This is a genomic window from Pseudomonas kitaguniensis, assembly GCF_049199985.1.
GTDB classification, from domain to species: Bacteria; Pseudomonadota; Gammaproteobacteria; order Pseudomonadales; family Pseudomonadaceae; genus Aquipseudomonas; species Aquipseudomonas kitaguniensis.
Genome location: NZ_JBLZPT010000014.1, coordinates 1 through 16,178 on the forward strand (window position 1 = coordinate 1; position 16,178 = coordinate 16,178).

16 protein-coding genes are annotated in these 16,178 nt (G+C 58.2%); 12 read left to right on the forward strand and 4 right to left on the reverse strand.

Translation table 11 applies throughout. The features are described 5' to 3' along the window. Positions 1–98 precede the first annotated feature (98 nt). A complete protein-coding gene (locus ACOZK9_RS17535) occupies positions 99–425 on the reverse strand; it encodes a DUF1820 family protein (RefSeq protein WP_003194436.1) in 327 nt (108 codons plus the stop codon). Between the two features lie 131 nt (positions 426–556). On the opposite strand from ACOZK9_RS17535, the gene miaB reads away from it, so the two are divergent. From miaB to lnt, 5 genes are all read left to right on the forward strand, one after another. Then, the gene (miaB, locus tag ACOZK9_RS17540; RefSeq protein ID WP_058415617.1) at positions 557–1,885 is read left to right on the forward strand and encodes a tRNA (N6-isopentenyl adenosine(37)-C2)-methylthiotransferase MiaB; all 1,329 of its coding nucleotides are present in this window, start codon (positions 557–559) and stop codon (positions 1,883–1,885) included. Positions 1,886–2,124: 239 nt separating this feature from the next. Beyond that, the gene (locus ACOZK9_RS17545) at positions 2,125–3,126 is read left to right on the forward strand and encodes a PhoH family protein (protein WP_058415616.1); all 1,002 of its coding nucleotides are present in this window, start codon (positions 2,125–2,127) and stop codon (positions 3,124–3,126) included. Next, positions 3,119–3,592 carry an rRNA maturation RNase YbeY gene (gene ybeY / locus ACOZK9_RS17550; RefSeq protein WP_421556265.1) on the forward strand — a complete coding sequence of 158 codons (474 nt, stop codon included), beginning with the start codon at positions 3,119–3,121 and terminating at the stop codon, positions 3,590–3,592. The genes ACOZK9_RS17545 and ybeY overlap by 8 nt, the downstream gene beginning before the upstream one ends. A 27-nt stretch (positions 3,593–3,619) precedes the next feature. Next, positions 3,620–4,459 (forward strand): HlyC/CorC family transporter, encoded by an 840-nt coding sequence (locus tag ACOZK9_RS17555; protein WP_005791724.1) that lies wholly within the window; start codon positions 3,620–3,622, stop codon positions 4,457–4,459. 8 nt (positions 4,460–4,467) lie between these two features. Next, positions 4,468–5,991 carry an apolipoprotein N-acyltransferase gene (gene lnt / locus ACOZK9_RS17560; protein WP_058415614.1) on the forward strand — a complete coding sequence of 508 codons (1,524 nt, stop codon included), beginning with the start codon at positions 4,468–4,470 and terminating at the stop codon, positions 5,989–5,991. A 55-nt stretch (positions 5,992–6,046) separates the two neighbouring features. Here lnt and ACOZK9_RS17565 read toward each other — a convergent pair whose 3' ends face one another. Together ACOZK9_RS17565 and ACOZK9_RS17570 are read right to left on the reverse strand one after the other, a co-directional pair. Beyond that, a complete protein-coding gene (locus ACOZK9_RS17565; RefSeq protein WP_152749461.1) occupies positions 6,047–6,808 on the reverse strand; it encodes a YdcF family protein in 762 nt (253 codons plus the stop codon). 101 nt (positions 6,809–6,909) lie between these two features. Beyond that, on the reverse strand, positions 6,910–7,227 hold the full coding sequence (locus ACOZK9_RS17570; protein ID WP_152747146.1) for a hypothetical protein: 318 nt from the start codon (positions 7,225–7,227) through the stop codon (positions 6,910–6,912). 260 nt (positions 7,228–7,487) lie between these two features. Between ACOZK9_RS17570 and leuS the strand changes: the two genes are divergently transcribed. The 5 genes from leuS to ACOZK9_RS17595 all read left to right on the forward strand — a co-directional run bounded on the left by leuS (position 7,488) and on the right by ACOZK9_RS17595 (position 13,620). Continuing rightward, positions 7,488–10,094, forward strand: a complete 2,607-nt coding sequence (leuS, locus tag ACOZK9_RS17575) for a leucine--tRNA ligase (protein WP_152749462.1) — start codon at positions 7,488–7,490, stop codon at positions 10,092–10,094. Positions 10,095–10,182: 88 nt separating this feature from the next. Further along, positions 10,183–10,788: an LPS-assembly lipoprotein LptE gene (locus ACOZK9_RS17580; protein ID WP_421556266.1), complete on the forward strand. Its 606-nt coding sequence runs from the start codon at positions 10,183–10,185 to the stop codon at positions 10,786–10,788. A gap of 39 nt (positions 10,789–10,827) precedes the next feature. Next, on the forward strand, positions 10,828–11,865 hold the full coding sequence (holA, locus tag ACOZK9_RS17585; RefSeq protein ID WP_421556267.1) for a DNA polymerase III subunit delta: 1,038 nt from the start codon (positions 10,828–10,830) through the stop codon (positions 11,863–11,865). A 203-nt stretch (positions 11,866–12,068) separates the two neighbouring features. Then, positions 12,069–12,233: an alternative ribosome rescue factor ArfA gene (gene arfA, locus ACOZK9_RS17590; protein ID WP_058415608.1), complete on the forward strand. Its 165-nt coding sequence runs from the start codon at positions 12,069–12,071 to the stop codon at positions 12,231–12,233. A gap of 61 nt (positions 12,234–12,294) precedes the next feature. Next, positions 12,295–13,620: a lytic murein transglycosylase gene (locus ACOZK9_RS17595; protein WP_122251540.1), complete on the forward strand. Its 1,326-nt coding sequence runs from the start codon at positions 12,295–12,297 to the stop codon at positions 13,618–13,620. Positions 13,621–13,756: 136 nt separating this feature from the next. On the opposite strand, the gene ACOZK9_RS17600 is transcribed toward ACOZK9_RS17595, so the two are convergent. Further along, a complete protein-coding gene (locus ACOZK9_RS17600; protein WP_421556268.1) occupies positions 13,757–14,626 on the reverse strand; it encodes a LysR family transcriptional regulator in 870 nt (289 codons plus the stop codon). 148 nt (positions 14,627–14,774) lie between these two features. Between ACOZK9_RS17600 and ACOZK9_RS17605 the strand changes: the two genes are divergently transcribed. Together ACOZK9_RS17605 and ACOZK9_RS17610 are read left to right on the forward strand one after the other, a co-directional pair. Further along, positions 14,775–15,158, forward strand: a complete 384-nt coding sequence (locus ACOZK9_RS17605; protein ID WP_421556269.1) for a hypothetical protein — start codon at positions 14,775–14,777, stop codon at positions 15,156–15,158. Between the two features lie 249 nt (positions 15,159–15,407). After that, complete coding sequence (locus tag ACOZK9_RS17610; RefSeq protein ID WP_421556270.1) at positions 15,408–16,175, forward strand: sulfite exporter TauE/SafE family protein; 768 nt, start codon at positions 15,408–15,410, stop codon at positions 16,173–16,175. Positions 16,176–16,178: the final 3 nt, after the last annotated feature.

Genomic DNA, 16,178 nt, shown 5'->3' on the forward strand with positions numbered 1-16,178 from the left:
GCAAGCCCGCTCCCACATTTGACTGCATTCCAGCATGGGAACTCGGTCTACTGTGGGAGCGGGCTTGCTCGCGATAGAGCGCGGCCCGGTCTAAAGCCCTACTTCTCAGGCATCGGCATCGGAAACGGCATGACATTGCTGGTGCCACGGGCTTCGCTAATTTTCGGTGTGCCCAAGCGCTCGACTTCATCGATGCGCACGATCGAATGCATCGGCACAAAGCTGCGCACCACGCCTTCGAACTGCGCCTTGAGCTTTTCTTCGCCCGGGTCGACGACCAACTGGGTGCGCTCGCCAAAGACGAACTCTTCCACTTCCAGGAAGCCCCACAGATCACTTTGATAGATCTGCTTGGCGTACATTTCGAACACCTGGCCCTGGTTAAGGAAAATCACCTTATAGATTGGAGCTTCACGTTTGGTCATGGTGGGCGAACAACACATCGGGGATATAAAAGAGGGCGCGAACTATAGCATGGCACCCGATGCACAGCGCTAGGAACCAATGGGCATGCCCCCTATAATGCGCGGTTCTTTACCACCAGTTGATGATTCCCATGGCCAAGAAGCTTTACATCGAAACCCACGGTTGCCAGATGAACGAGTACGACAGCTCGCGCATGGTCGACCTGCTGGGCGCCCACCAGGCCCTGGAAGTCACCGCCCGCGCCGAAGATGCCGACGTCATCCTGCTCAATACCTGCTCGATTCGTGAACGGGCGCAGGACCGTGTGTACTCGCAGCTGGGCCGCTGGCGCGAATTGAAACTGGCGAACCCGGACATGGTGATCGCCGTCGGCGGCTGCGTGGCCAGCCAAGAAGGCGCCGCGATCCGCGACCGCGCCCCGTATGTCGACGTAGTATTTGGCCCGCAAACCCTGCACCGCTTGCCGGAAATGATCGACGCCGCGCGCCTCACCAAGTTGCCGCAGGTAGACGTCTCGTTCCCCGAAATCGAAAAATTCGACCATTTGCCAGAGCCGCGCATTGACGGGCCAAGTGCCTACGTGTCGGTGATGGAAGGCTGCAGCAAGTACTGCACGTTTTGTGTAGTGCCTTACACCCGTGGTGAAGAAGTCAGCCGACCGTTTGACGACGTGCTGGCGGAAATCATCCATTTGGCCGAAAACGGCGTGCGCGAAGTGACGCTGCTCGGCCAGAACGTCAACGGCTACCGTGGCCAGACCCAAGACGGCCGCCTGGCCGACCTGGCGGAGCTGATCCGCGTGGTGGCGGCGGTGGATGGCATCGAGCGCATTCGCTACACCACTTCGCACCCGCTGGAATTCTCCGACAGCCTGATTCAGGCGCATGCCGAGGTGCCGGAGCTGGTCAAACACCTGCATTTGCCGGTGCAATCGGGCTCGGACCGTATTCTGTCAGCCATGAAACGCAACCACACCGCGCTGGAATACAAATCCAAACTGCGCAAATTGCGCGCAGCGGTGCCGGGTATCTGCATCAGTTCGGACTTTATCGTCGGCTTCCCCGGCGAGACCGAGAAAGATTTCGAGCAGACCATGAAGCTGATCGAAGACGTCGGTTTCGACTTTTCCTACTCGTTCGTCTACAGCCAGCGCCCCGGCACCCCGGCCGCCGACCTGGCAGATGAGACCCCGGAAGCGCTGAAAAAAGAGCGTTTGAACGCGCTGCAACATCGCCTGAACCAGCAGGGCTTCGAAATTAGCCGACAAATGGTCGGTTCGATCCAGCGCATTCTCGTCACCGACTACTCGAAAAAAGACCCGGGCGAGTTGCAAGGCCGTACCGAGAACAACCGCATCGTCAACTTCCGTTGCGACACGCCCACCCTGATTGGCCAGTTCGCCGACGTGCATATTGATGCGGCCCAACCGCACTCGCTGCGCGGGTCATTGGTGCAGTAACCCACCCATATTTCTGACTGATTGAGATCAAAATGTGGGAGCGGGCTTGCTCGCGATTCAGGCGCCTCGGTCCAGCAGGTACACCGAGGTGAGGCCATCGCGAGCAAGCCCGCTCCCACACACGCCCGCTCGCATATTGGGACTGCGCCACATTGCGATGACTTAAGTGCTTTCGCACGCCAGCGCCTGGCGTTATCCTCTGTTTCACCTCAACAGCCAAAGGGCGGCTAAAAGCGACCTTGAACGCACCTATAGAACCCCATCGTTTTATCCTCGAGCCCTTTGAGGCTCGCCGTTTCGCCAACCTGTGCGGACAGTTCGACGAGCACCTGCGCCTGATCGAACAACGCCTGAGCATCGAGATCCGCAACCGCGGCAATCAGTTCGAGCTTATTGGTGAACCGCAACACACCACGTCTGCAGAAAACCTGCTGCGCCGCCTCTACCGCGAAACCAAGGGCAGTGAGCTGTCGCCGGAGTCCGTGCACTTGTACCTGCAGGAATCTGCCGTGGAAGACTTGGCCAACAACCCGGTCGCCGAAGCCAGCGTGGCCCTGCGCACCAAAAAAGGCATGATTCGCCCACGCGGCTTGAATCAGCAGCGCTACGTTAAAGAAATCCTCAATAACGACATCAACTTCGGCATCGGCCCCGCCGGTACAGGCAAGACCTACCTGGCGGTGGCTTGCGCGGTTGATGCTCTGGAGCGCGAGCAAGTGCGCCGCATCCTGCTGGTGCGCCCGGCGGTTGAAGCGGGTGAAAAACTTGGCTTCCTGCCCGGCGACCTGGCCCAGAAGATCGACCCGTACCTGCGCCCACTCTACGACGCACTCTACGAGATGCTCGGCTTTGAATACGTGGCCAAGCTGATCGAGCGCCAGGTGATCGAGATCGCCCCGCTGGCCTACATGCGTGGCCGTACGCTGAACAACAGCTTCATCATCCTCGACGAAAGCCAGAACACCACCGTCGAACAGATGAAGATGTTCCTGACGCGTATCGGTTTCGGCTCCACCGCCGTGATCACTGGCGACGTCACCCAGGTTGACCTGCCCAAGGGCACGAAGTCGGGGCTGGCGCAGGTGATTGATGTGCTCAAGGACGTGCCGGGCATCAGCTTTACGCATTTTATGCCCAAAGACGTGGTGCGCCACCCGCTGGTTCAGCGCATCGTCGAAGCCTACGAGCGCTTTGATCACCGTGATGACGCCCCGGCAAAGGACGTTCGCCGCGATGCTTGAGCTTGACCTGCAGTTGGCCACCGAAGCGCCCGCCCCCAGCGAAGCGCAGTTCCGTGAATGGTGCACGCTAGCCTTGCGCCAGCGCAGCGCCGACTCGGAATTGACCATTCGTCTGATCGACGAGCCCGAAGGCCGTGAACTGAATCACACCTGGCGCCAAAAGGACTACGCGACCAACGTGCTGTCCTTCCCCGCCGACGTACCGGATGAGTTACTGGATATTCCGCTGCTGGGCGATCTGGTCATCTGTGTTGAAGTGGTGGAACGCGAGGCCAGGGAACAAGGCAAGGAACTTGAGGCGCATTGGGCACATCTAGTCATCCACGGTTGTTTGCATCTCTTGGGCTACGACCATATAGACGATGACGAAGCCGTGGAAATGGAAACACTGGAACAAACGTTGCTTGCAGAACTGGGTCATCGCGACCCTTATGCAGACGACGAAACCGATACACCCCCTAACTGACACAACAAAGGATTTAGAGTAATCGCTATGAGCGAAGACCGATCGAGCAACGGGCAGAAGTCGTGGCTGGGTAAACTGACCCAGGCTTTTGCCCACGAGCCGAAAAACCGCCAGGAGCTGCTGGAGCTGCTGCGCGAGGCCCATCAGAACAAGTTGCTGGACAGCGAAGCGCTGGCCATCGTCGAAGGCGCCATCCAGGTGGCTGACCTGCAAGTTCGGGACATCATGGTTCCGCGTTCGCAGATGATCAGCATCAAGGCGACCCAGACCCCACGGGAATTCCTCCCGGCCGTGATCGACTCGGCGCACTCGCGCTACCCGGTGATCGGTGAAAGCCATGACGACGTCATGGGCGTCCTGCTGGCCAAGGACCTGTTGCCGTTGATCCTCAAAGAGAACGGCGACTCCTTCAACATCAAGGACCTGCTGCGCCCGGCCACCTTCGTGCCTGAATCCAAGCGCCTGAATGTGTTGCTGCGCGAGTTCCGCGCCAACCACAACCACATGGCCATCGTGATCGACGAATACGGCGGCGTGGCAGGGCTTGTGACCATCGAAGACGTGCTGGAACAAATCGTCGGCGACATCGAAGACGAGCACGACGTAGAAGAAGACAGCTACATCAAGCCGCTGCCCAGTGGCGACTTCCTGGTCAAGGCGCTGACGCCGATCGAGAACTTCAACGAGTTCTTCGACAGCGAATTCTCCGACGACGAGTTCGACACCGTTGGTGGCCTGGTGATGAGTGCGTTCGGGCACCTGCCCAAGCGTAACGAAACCACCGAGATCGGCGCCTATCGGTTCCGCATCCTGAATGCCGACAGCCGCCGGATTCACCTGATTCGCCTCACACCTATTGCCCGCTAAGGAATGACATGCAGCGCCTGACTCGCCCCGGCTGGCCCGGTAATTTGCTGGCCGTGGTGGCTGGCGCCATGACAACACTGGCGCTGGCGCCGTTCGACTTGTGGCCGTTTGCGCTGGTCGCAGCCGGGTTGTTCTATATCGGCCTGCGCGAGCTGACGCCACGTCAGGCGCTGGGCCGTGGCTGGTGTTTCGGCTTCGGCCTGTTTGGCGCCGGCACCAGCTGGATCTACTACAGCATTCACCATTTTGGCGGCGCTTCGGTGTTGCTGGCTGGCTTTTTGATGCTGCTGTTTACCGCCGCGATTGCCTGGTTCTTCGCCCTGCCCGCTTGGTTGTGGGCGCGCTGGCTGCGCCGCAATGAAGCGCCATTGGCCGACGCGCTGACCTTTGCTGCGTTGTGGGTCGGCCAGGAAGCGTTTCGCGGCTGGTTCCTGACGGGTTTCCCCTGGCTCTATTCCGGTTACAGCCAACTCGACGGCCCACTCACCGGCCTCGCACCGCTGGGCGGGATGTGGCTGATCTCGTTCGCCTTGGCGCTGACCGCTGCCGTGCTGTGCAACCTGCCGCGCCTGCTGGCAAGCAAGCGCAACAGCTTTATCGGCGCGGGCCTGGTGCTGTTGGTTGCGCCATGGGCCATCGGCCTCGCGCTTAAGCATCACGCCTGGACCACGCCCTCCGGCGCACCGCTGAGCGTGGCGGCGATTCAGGGCAACGTCGAACAAAGCATGAAGTGGGACCCCGAACAGCTGAATGCGCAGTTGGCGCTGTACCGCGACATGAGCTTGAGCTCCAAACGCGTCGACCTGCTGGTGTGGCCGGAAACGGCGGTGCCGGTGCTCAAGGACTCTGTCGAAGGCTACCTGGCCATGATGGGCAAGTTCGCCGCCGACCGGAACACCGCGCTGATCACCGGCGTACCGATCCGCCAGGAAGTGCACCACGAGAAGCGCTTCTTCAACGGCATCACCGTGGTCGGCGAAGGCGAAGGCACTTACCTGAAACAAAAGCTGGTGCCCTTTGGCGAATACGTGCCGCTGCAAGACATGCTGCGCGGGTTGATCGCCTTCTTCGACTTGCCGATGTCGGACTTCGCCCGCGGCCCTGCGGACCAGCCGATGTTGCAGGCCAAGGGTTATCAGATTGCGCCGTTCATTTGCTATGAAGTGGTGTACCCGGAATTCGCTGCAGGCCTCTCGGCCCAGAGCGATCTGTTGCTGACCATCAGCAACGACACGTGGTTTGGCCGCTCGATCGGCCCGCTGCAACACCTGCAAATGGCGCAGATGCGCGCGCTGGAGGCTGGCCGCTGGATGATCCGCGCCACCAACAACGGCGTGACCGGCCTGATCAACCCGTTTGGGCAAATTACCGAGCAGATCCCGCAGTTCGAACGGGGCATTTTGTACGGCGAAGTGGTGCCGATGCACAACCTCACGCCGTACCTGCAATGGCGCTCGTGGCCGCTGATCATTGTGTGCCTGGCACTGTTCGGTTGGGCATTACTGGCGGCTCGAATGTCGAAAACCGTTTAAGAGACACACCCAAAACACGGTGGGAGGGCGCCCTCCCACCTGTTGATTTACGCCGTTATCGGTAAAACAACCGATACCCCACCTGCCCCACCGCTTCATTGATCAACTGCCCGCTGCGCCACACCGACACGAACTCCGGCATCCAGCCGCCCAGCGGCCGGGCATTGTCCACACCCAAAAAGCCTACCGGGCCGGGCACCACCGTGAAGCCGGCCTTCTCAAAGCTCCACACCGCGCGCGGCATATGCCAGGCCTGAGTCACCACCACCACCCGCTTGATGCCTTGCGGCAACAGAATATCGGCGCTCATCTGTGCGTTTTCCCACGTGGTACGGCTGCGTTCTTCTTTCCAGCGCACGCTGACGCCAAAATCATCCTGCAGCGACACGGCCATCAGTTCGGCCTCACTCGGCGGCGTGCCGTAATGCAGGCCGCCGCTGGTCAATAACGGCAACCCGGACGCCTTGGCCAGTCGCGCGGCATAGCGTTGGCGCTCCAGTCCGATGCCCGTGGGCTGGTCTGTGCCCCACGCGGGGTCACCGCGCTCACGCCCCGAACCCAGCACCACAATCGCGTCGGCGCGCTGCGCCAGCGTCGCCCAGTCTTCACGGGCCAACGGCGGTTCGGTCTCCAGGGCATACGCGGCCCATTGCACCATCACTGGCAGGCTGATCAGCCACATCCCGCCCAACCCGGCGGCAAAACACACCCCGGCCAAGCGTGGGCGACTTTTACGAAAGCACCACGCAAGCGCGAGCAACAGCAAAAAAATACCGGGCGGCAAAAGCAGTTGTTTGATGAAATAACGAAAAGGCATCGGGCATCTCCAAAGATGCCCGAAGCCTAGATGCAACGTGGTTTTACGACAATATCTACGCGCACATTTCAATCAAGAAAGTTAAAGCATAACCCTGCGTTTCACTTGCACCGTACGGCTCGCAGTTTTTCAAGGCTGCGGCCCGCACACACGTCCTTCAGCCAGATCACCTTGGCTGAACGCGAGGGCTCTGTGGCGGACGGGGAAGCCTGCGCAAGCGCGGCGCGGTGGTGATTCAACTCAAGGTAGACCTTGATCAGTTCAAGCTCTGCCTTGCTCAAGCCACGCAACTCCAACTCCAGAGGCCGTTCATCACGCAATCGGCCTGCGGTTGTTGCGGCATCCAATGCCCGACCCAAACGCTCGATCAATCCTTCGTATAGCTGCGGTTTCGTTAACGTTCGCTGCGATTCAGCCATCCCTCACCTCATTGAAGATAAGACTTGCTCCCCAATAAACAGCGTAGTCCCGGTTGCCGCGCGTGCGTGGCGCCGCGACAGACGGCCCTTGCCGAGCAATCAGGGTTTCCCTCGATAGAGTGGGGTCATGTATGCTACGGCGCTTCCTGTAACTCCACTTCCCGCAGGGTTTGGGCACGGACGCGCCGCTTTTTGGTGTCGATCAACCTGAACGTTGCACCGAAGAGGATTAGGCCACCCCATTCAGTTCAAAAGTAGCCATGCACGAACACTATCAGCCCCGTGAAATAGAAAACGCCGCCCAGTCGTTCTGGGACGAGCAAAAGTCCTTTGAAGTCAGTGAACAGCCAGGCAAGGAGACTTTCTATTGCCTGTCGATGTTCCCTTACCCCAGCGGCAAGCTACACATGGGGCATGTGCGTAACTACACCATCGGCGACGTGATCTCCCGCTACCAGCGCATGCTCGGCAAAAATGTCCTGCAACCCATGGGCTGGGACGCCTTTGGCATGCCGGCGGAAAACGCCGCGATGAAAAACAACGTGGCCCCCGCCAAGTGGACCTACGAAAACATCGCCTACATGAAGACCCAGCTGCGCAGCCTGGGCCTGGCGGTGGACTGGTCACGCGAGGTGACCACCTGCAAGCCCGATTACTACCGTTGGGAACAATGGCTGTTCACTCGCCTGTTCGAAAAAGGGGTGATCTACAAAAAAAGCGGCACCGTGAACTGGGACCCGGTCGACCAGACCGTACTGGCCAACGAGCAGGTCATTGACGGTCGCGGCTGGCGCTCCGGCGCGCTGATCGAAAAGCGCGAAATCCCGATGTACTACTTCAAGATCACCGCCTACGCGGATGAACTGTTGTCGAGCCTCGACGATTTGCCGGGCTGGCCTGAACAGGTCAAGACCATGCAGCGCAACTGGATCGGCAAATCCAAGGGCATGGAAGTGCAGTTCCCGTACAACCTCGACTCCATCGGCGCAGCGGGCGCACTCAAAGTCTTCACCACCCGGCCGGACACCCTGATGGGCGCCACCTACGTCGCCGTGGCCGCCGAACACCCGCTGGCCACTCAGGCCGCACACAACAACCCTGAGCTGCAGGCGTTTATCGCCGAATGCAAAGGCGGCAGCGTGGCCGAAGCCGACGTCGCCACCCAAGAGAAAAAAGGCCTGCCGACCGGGCTGTTCGTCGAGCACCCGCTGACGGGCGAAAAACTCCCGGTGTGGGTCGCCAACTATGTGCTGATGCACTACGGCGACGGCGCGGTCATGGCGGTGCCGGCGCACGACGAGCGCGATTTTGAATTCGCCGTCAAATACAGCCTGCCGATCAAGTCCGTGGTGCGTACCAGCGCGGGTGACACCAACCCGGCCCCGTGGCAAGACGCCTACGGCGAACACGGCGAACTGATCAACTCCGGCGAATTCGACGGCCTCGACTTCGCCGGCGCCTTTGACGCAATTGAAGTTGCCCTGATCAAGAAAAACCTCGGTGCCTCGCGCACCCAGTTCCGCCTGCGCGACTGGGGCATCAGCCGCCAGCGCTATTGGGGTTGCCCGATCCCGATAATCCACTGCGAAAGCTGCGGTGACGTGCCGGTGCCGGAAGACCAGTTGCCGGTCATATTGCCCGAAGACGTGGTGCCGGATGGCGCCGGTTCGCCGCTGGCGCGCATGCCCGAGTTCTACGAATGCGCTTGCCCAAAATGCGGCCAGCCTGCCAAGCGCGAAACCGACACCATGGACACCTTCGTCGAGTCCTCGTGGTACTACGCTCGTTATGCCTCGCCGCACTATGAAGGCGGCCTGGTGGAAAAATCCGCTGCCGACCATTGGTTGCCGGTGGATCAGTACATCGGTGGCATCGAACACGCCATTCTGCACCTGCTGTACGCGCGCTTCTTCCACAAGCTGATGCGCGACGAAGGCCTGGTAAGCTCCGACGAGCCGTTCAAGAACCTGCTGACGCAGGGCATGGTCATCGCCGACACGTACTACCGTCGCGAAGCCAATGGCGCCTACACCTGGTTCAACCCGGCGGACGTAGAACTTGAACGTGACAGCAAAGCCAAAGTGATCAGCGCCAAGCTGATTGCCGACGGCCTGCCGGTGGAAATCGGCGGCACCGAGAAGATGGCCAAGTCGAAGAACAACGGCGTCGACCCTCAGTCGATGATTGATCAGTTCGGCGCCGACACGTGCCGCCTGTTCATGATGTTCGCCTCGCCGCCCGACATGAGCGCCGAATGGTCCGACTCCGGCGTCGAAGGTTCGCACCGTTTCCTCAAGCGCGTCTGGCGCCTGGCGCACGCGCATGTCAGCCAAGGCCTGCCGGGCAAACTCGACGTGGCCGGCCTGACCGACGAGCAGAAAGTCATTCGCCGCAGCACCCACCTGGCCATCCGGCAGGCCAGCCAGGACGTAGGGCAAAATCACAAATTCAACACCGCCATCGCGCAAGTGATGACGCTGATGAACGTACTCGAAAAAGCCCCGCAAACCACCGAACAAGACCGCGCGCTGGTACAGGAAGGCCTGGAAACAGTCACCTTGCTGCTGGCGCCGATCACGCCGCACATCAGCCACGAACTATGGAGCCGCTTGGGCCACAGCGAAGCGGTCATTGATGCCAAGTGGCCGGTGCAGGATGACAGCGCGCTGGTACAGGACACGCTGCAACTGGTGATTCAGGTCAACGGCAAACTGCGCGGCCAGATCGATATGCCCGCCAGCGCCAGCCGTGAAGACGTGGAAGCGGCGGCACGCGTCAACGAGAACGTGCTGCGCTTTACCGAAGGCCTGACGATCCGCAAAGTGATCGTGGTGCCCGGCAAACTGGTCAATATAGTCGCTAGCTAATCGGATCGGGCGCAGGGCTTGAGCCCTGCGCCGAACAAAACCTCCAAGGCCTCGATAAGGCCCACATGGTTTCAAGGGGAGCAACAAAATGATCAAACGCAATTTGCTGGTGATGGGCCTTGCTGTGCTGCTGAGTGCCTGCGGCTTCCAACTGCGCGGCACCGGCACCAATGAACTGAGCATCAAGGAACTGGACGTCAGCGCCCGCAACGCCTATGGCGAAACCGTGACTCAGCTGCGCCAGACCCTGGAAAACAGCGGCGTGCGCGTGTACACCGGCGCGCTCTACAAACTGAACCTGGTCGACGAGAAAGAAACCCAGCGTAACCTCAGCTACGCCAGCGCCGGCCGTGCGTCCGACATCGAACTGACCTCCGAACTCAACTTCGAAGTCCAGGGCCGCGACCACCTGCCATTGATGGGTGACAAGATTCAGGTGCAGAAGGTCGTGAGCCACGACGGCAACAACTTGGTGGGTTCGGACTCGGAAATTACCCAGGTTCGCAAAGAAATGCGTCGTGAGCTGATCCAGCGCTTGATGCTGCGCCTGCAGTTGCTGACCCCGCAACAGCTTGAAGTGCTGCAACGTACTGCCGACAACAAGGCCAAGGCTGACGCCGAAGCCCTGAAAGCGGCGCAAGAGTACGAAAACAACACGCCGAAACAATCGCCTGTTGAAGTCCCGGTAGAGTAAGCCAAGCGGGGCGCCCCAGGCGCCCCGTTCGACCCGCCTATGAAACTCGCTCCCGCCCAACTCGCCAAACACCTGCAAGGTGGCCTCGCGCCTGTCTATATCGTCAGCGGTGATGACCCGCTGCTGTGCCAGGAAGCGGCAGACGCCATTCGCACAGCCGCGCGCCAACAAGGCTTCGATGAACGCCAGGTGTTCAGCGCCGACGCCAGTTTCGACTGGGGTACGTTGCTGCAGGCCGGCGCGAGCATGTCGCTGTTTGCCGAGAAACGCCTGCTGGAACTGCGCCTGCCTTCGGGCAAGCCAGGTGACAAAGGCGCGGCCGCCTTGATGGAATATTGCTCGCGCCCATTTGAAGACACGGTGTTGCTCGTAAGCCTGCCCAAGCTTGACGGCAGCGCGCAGAAGACCAAATGGGGCAAGGCGTTGGTGGAAGGCCCACAGACCCAGTTCATCCAGATCTGGCCAGTGGACAGCAACCAGTTGCCGCAGTGGATTCGTCAGCGCCTGTCCCAATCGGGGCTGTCGGCGACACAAGACGCTGTGGAGCTGATCGCCGCACGGGTCGAAGGCAACCTGCTGGCCGCCGCCCAAGAGATCGAAAAGCTCAAGCTGATGGCCGAGGACGGGCAGATTACCGTCGAAACCGTGCAAGGCGCGGTGGCCGATAGCGCGCGTTTTGATGTGTTCGGGCTGGTCGATGCGATTCTCAACGGTGAACCCGCCCATGCCCTGCGCATGCTCGAAGGGCTGCGCGGCGAAGGCGTGGAGCCGCCGGTAATTCTTTGGGCGCTGGCGCGTGAGCTGCGCGTGCTGGCTAATATTGCGCTGCAATACAGCCAGGGCATCCCGCTGGACAAAGCCTTCAGCCAGGCCAGGCCGCCGGTGTGGGACAAGCGCAAACCGCTGATGAGCAAAGCCCTGCAACGGTACTCGGCGCAACGCTGGGCGCAACTGTTGTTCGAAGCCCAGCGCATTGACGCGCAAATCAAAGGCCAGGCGGCGGGCTCGCCATGGATGAGCCTCAGCCGTTTGTCACTATTAATGTCTGGCCAGCGCCTTACATTACCCGCCGAATAACCTCCTATCTCTGTGGGAGGTGGCTTGCTCCCGATGGCAGCGAGTCAGCCATTACATCCATCACTGATAGACCGCCATCGGGAGCAAGCACCCTCCCACATTTCAATCGCATTTACATTTCCTGAAACGTGCAGGGCTTTACAGCCGCGCAACTTCGGCAGATGATTTGCACCGCTTCACCCCACCTTGAGAGAGTATTCAACATGAGCAAAAAGCCATCCCAGCATGGCCCCAACAAGGCCAAATCGATCATCGCCCAGCCACTGTTCCGCAGCCGTCAGGAACGCGCCGGCAAGGGCAAAGGCAGCTACCGCCGCGAAGCCTTCCAGTCTAATAGCTGGGAGGCTTCTTACTTTCTGGCTGCTTGAAGGCAAGTGCCCCTCCGGCATGATAAGGTCAGCATCTGATTTGTAATCCCTGGACCTGTGCATGCCCTCTAGTCTTTCTCGTCGTTGGCACCTTCGCCAATTGATCGCTGCCTCCAGCCTCATTTTGCTTGTCGCCTGCGCCGAAAAACCCACCGCCGCAGACGCTCAACCCTTGCCAAAACTGCAGACCGCACCGGCCGTCGCGCCCGCCGTGGTTGCCCCTTTGGCGGTGGACAATCTTGATATCCAACCGACCCAAACCTTTGCCGAATGGCAGGCTGGCTTTCGCGTGGACGCCTTGAAGGCCGGGATCACGCCCGCCGTGTTTGACAATGCCTTCGCCAACGTCACGCCCGACATGGCAGTGATCCGCGCCGACCGCAGCCAACCGGAGTTCTCACGCCCGGTGTGGGAATACCTCGACGGCGCGCTGTCACCGGTACGCGTGCGCAACGGCCAAGCCTTGCTGATCAAATACGCCGATACCCTGCAAAGTATCGAGCAACGCTATGGCGTCGACCGCCAAGCGCTGGTGTCGGTATGGGGCATGGAAAGCAATTTCGGCCAGTTCCAGGGCAATAATTCGGTGATCCGTTCCCTCGCGACACTGGCGTACGAAGGCCGTCGCCCAGCGTTTGCCCAAGCGCAATTGCTGGCGGCGCTGCAGATCATCCAGCACGGTGACATTCAGGCCGACCAGATGAAAGGCTCCTGGGCCGGCGCGATGGGCCAGACCCAGTTCATCCCGACGACCTACAACACTCACGCGGTGGACTTCGATGGCGACGGTCGCCGCGATATTTGGAACAGCCCGGCCGACGCCCTCGCCTCTACCGCGCACTACCTGCAAAGCTCTGGCTGGCAGAAAGGCCAGCCATGGGGCTTTGAGGTGCAACAATTGCCGGCGAACTTCGACTACGCGCTGGCCGACGGCGGCATGCGTAAAACAGTCGCCGAATGGCTGAGACTCGGCATCCAGCTACCGCCTGGCGCCAGCCTGCCGGCGAATGTCGACCAACTGTCCGCCGCCCTGCTGCTGCCCGCAGGCTACCGTGGCCCGGCGTTCCTGGTGCTGGATAACTTCCGCGCAATCCTCAAGTACAACAACTCGTCGTCCTACGCGCTGGCGGTTGGCTTGCTGTCGGAACGGTTCGGCGGCGGCGGCATCATTCGTGGCGCTTGGCCAAAAGACGAACTTCCGCTGAGTCGCTCGCAACGTATCGACTTGCAGACGGCGCTCAGCGCCAAAGGTTATGACGCCGGCAACCCGGACGGCATTATTGGCGCCAATACGCGCAAAGCCATTCGCGCAGCGCAACAGTCGTTGGGCTGGCCAGCAGACGGTTACCCGACAGTGAAGCTGCTTGAGTCGCTGCAGAGCCAATAGATCGGCGTAGGGCCACTACCGCCATCGCGAGCAAGCCCGCTCCCACAGGAAAATGCATTCCCACTGTGGGAGCGGGCTTGCTCGCGATGGGTCACGCAGCAAACATTAAATATAAGCCAACACAGCGAAAAGCGTTTCATACATCTTTAAATTCCTCCATCAGCAGCGCTGCAAACTTATCTTTCGCCCGGTGACATCCACTATTTTTATTCCAGATGAAGTAATTTTGCACCGGCAACAAATCTTCAAATGTGTACCCGTTAATACCCCCGATACTTTTAAACTGGTCAAACACGCCTTTAGGAACCAACGAACACCCTGCACCAGAACTTACACACCCAAGAATAGTGCCATAGCTGGCGATACTTGTTATGGCAGTAGCGACATTGTATTTTTCCAGCCAACCTTCCAATGCCTTCCTGTAGGGGCATCCTTCAGGCCACATAAATATATTCTTGCCGTTCAAATCTTGTGGGCCTTGTATTCGCCCCATGGCAGGTGAAGCAATCAGTACAAGACTCTCTTTATAAATATCAATGCGGTCAATATCGGGGTGATGATAATTGACAGCAATAACTGCGCCATCCAGCCTGTCATTAACCACATCACCCACCAGTTGCGACCAGACACCTGTACTAAACTGCATGTGTACAGAGGGACAGTGCTGATGATACGTTGAGAGCAACGCTGGCAGCCTGCCTGTGGCGGCGGATTCTATCGCACCAATTTTCAATATCCCAGAAGGCTCCGAGTCAGGACTCAGCGCTCTTCGAGAATCTTGGCACAACGATAAAATTCTATTGGTATAGCCGAGAAACAGTCTCCCTGAGGGGCTAATAACCAACCCTCGACCCTTTCTTATAAACAAAGAAACGCCCAGCTCTTTTTCTAAAAGCTTTATTCTGTTTGTTATGTTTGAGGGAACACAATGCAGCAACTCAGACGCCCGAACTATACTGCCTTGTTCGGCAACAACCTTGAACATGGTTAGCTGTGAGAGTTCCATTCTATTGCTCACTTAAAGTGAATCATAAAATCAGTATAAGTTACTTGTCATTCACCCTTCAAGCCTTTTAACTTTACAGCGTTTGGATTCAGTCGCGTCGCCTTAATCAGGATTAACCCAACACACCGTCAAGGATAAAGGAACATTCATGAGCGCAACGTCATCGCAACGTCGTTTCGACACGCTTGATAGTTACCAATCCATGCAAGCGCTTGGTGAAGTTTTTATTGAGGCCATGCCCAGGCATTTAGGCACTCTGAAAATTCCCGGCAGGGCTCTATTCGAGGGCCACCGGAGGGCGCCGGTGTTCGCAAACGTCTTGCAAACAGCCGATATTCAGGAGGCCATGCGTGAGGTGCTCTGCCATCCGATTACGCAAAAGGCTCAGTCATACGCTGAAAGCACATTCAACGTTTTTCTTGAAAAAGACCACGCCGACTCTCGGGTGCTTAGATTTTTCAATGGATGGAATGAAACCGACGTTGCTAAACATAAGTCAGCCATGAACTCAGTTAAACATAAAACGCACTAATGGAAGCCATGATGGCGTCTATTGCCTCAGAGCTTCGAAATACGTGCACATATAATTTCGTCGCTCAATATATTGAAGACAAGTTTCTCGCTATCAATCCGTCATTGGGCCTTAATTTTCGGAGCCTGCGTATGGCACAAGTCTATATCATGGGGCACGCGGGCGGGATAGAAAACAAGCATGGCCTGCATGCTATAGCTGCAGCACAAGCGTATGGCTGTACGGTAAACCTGAACTCGGATGCCCTATATGGATTTTGAACACGCCTTGATTGCGTTAGGTTTTTTTGCTTTCTGCGGAGGCTTGATTGATGCAGCCGTTGGCGGAGGCGGACTTGTACAGCTCCCCGCACTCTTACATGCCCTGCCTGGGCATAGCCTCGCCACCGTTTTTGGAACTAATAAGCTAGCTGTGTTGGCGGGCAATCTTTCTTCTATATTCAGCTATATAAAACGAATAAAAATCATATGGAAACTGATGCTTCCGACTATGGTTTCGGCTTTTATATTTGCCTTCCTTGGGGCGCTCTCCGTGTCGCTCGTCCCCAAAAAACTGATGGAGTATGTTGTTTTCTTTGTCTTGATAGCCATGGCTATTTATACCTTTGCAAAAAAAGACCTAGGGCTTGTCGGGCGCCCTATAAAGTGTGGAAACAGAGAAATATTACTGGGTATTTTTTGGGGGGGATTAATAGGGTTTTATGACGGTGTGTTCGGGCCTGGCAGCGGCAGCTTTTTACTTTTTATTTTTGTTAAATATTTCGGATTCGATTTTTTAAATGCATCTGCCTCTGCAAAGCTGGTTAACCTGGGAACATTCAGCGCCGCACTTATGTTTTTTATCCCGTCTGGCAATGTTTTATGGACGGTCGGGGGCGTGGTCGCCCTGTGCAATATGGCTGGCTCTCTGACCGGTGTTTTCTTGGCACTGCGTTACGGCAGTAGCTTTATTCGAATATTCTTCTTGATCTTACTTATATTCCTTATAGGCAGAATGGGACTGTCCATTTTTGTATAACCC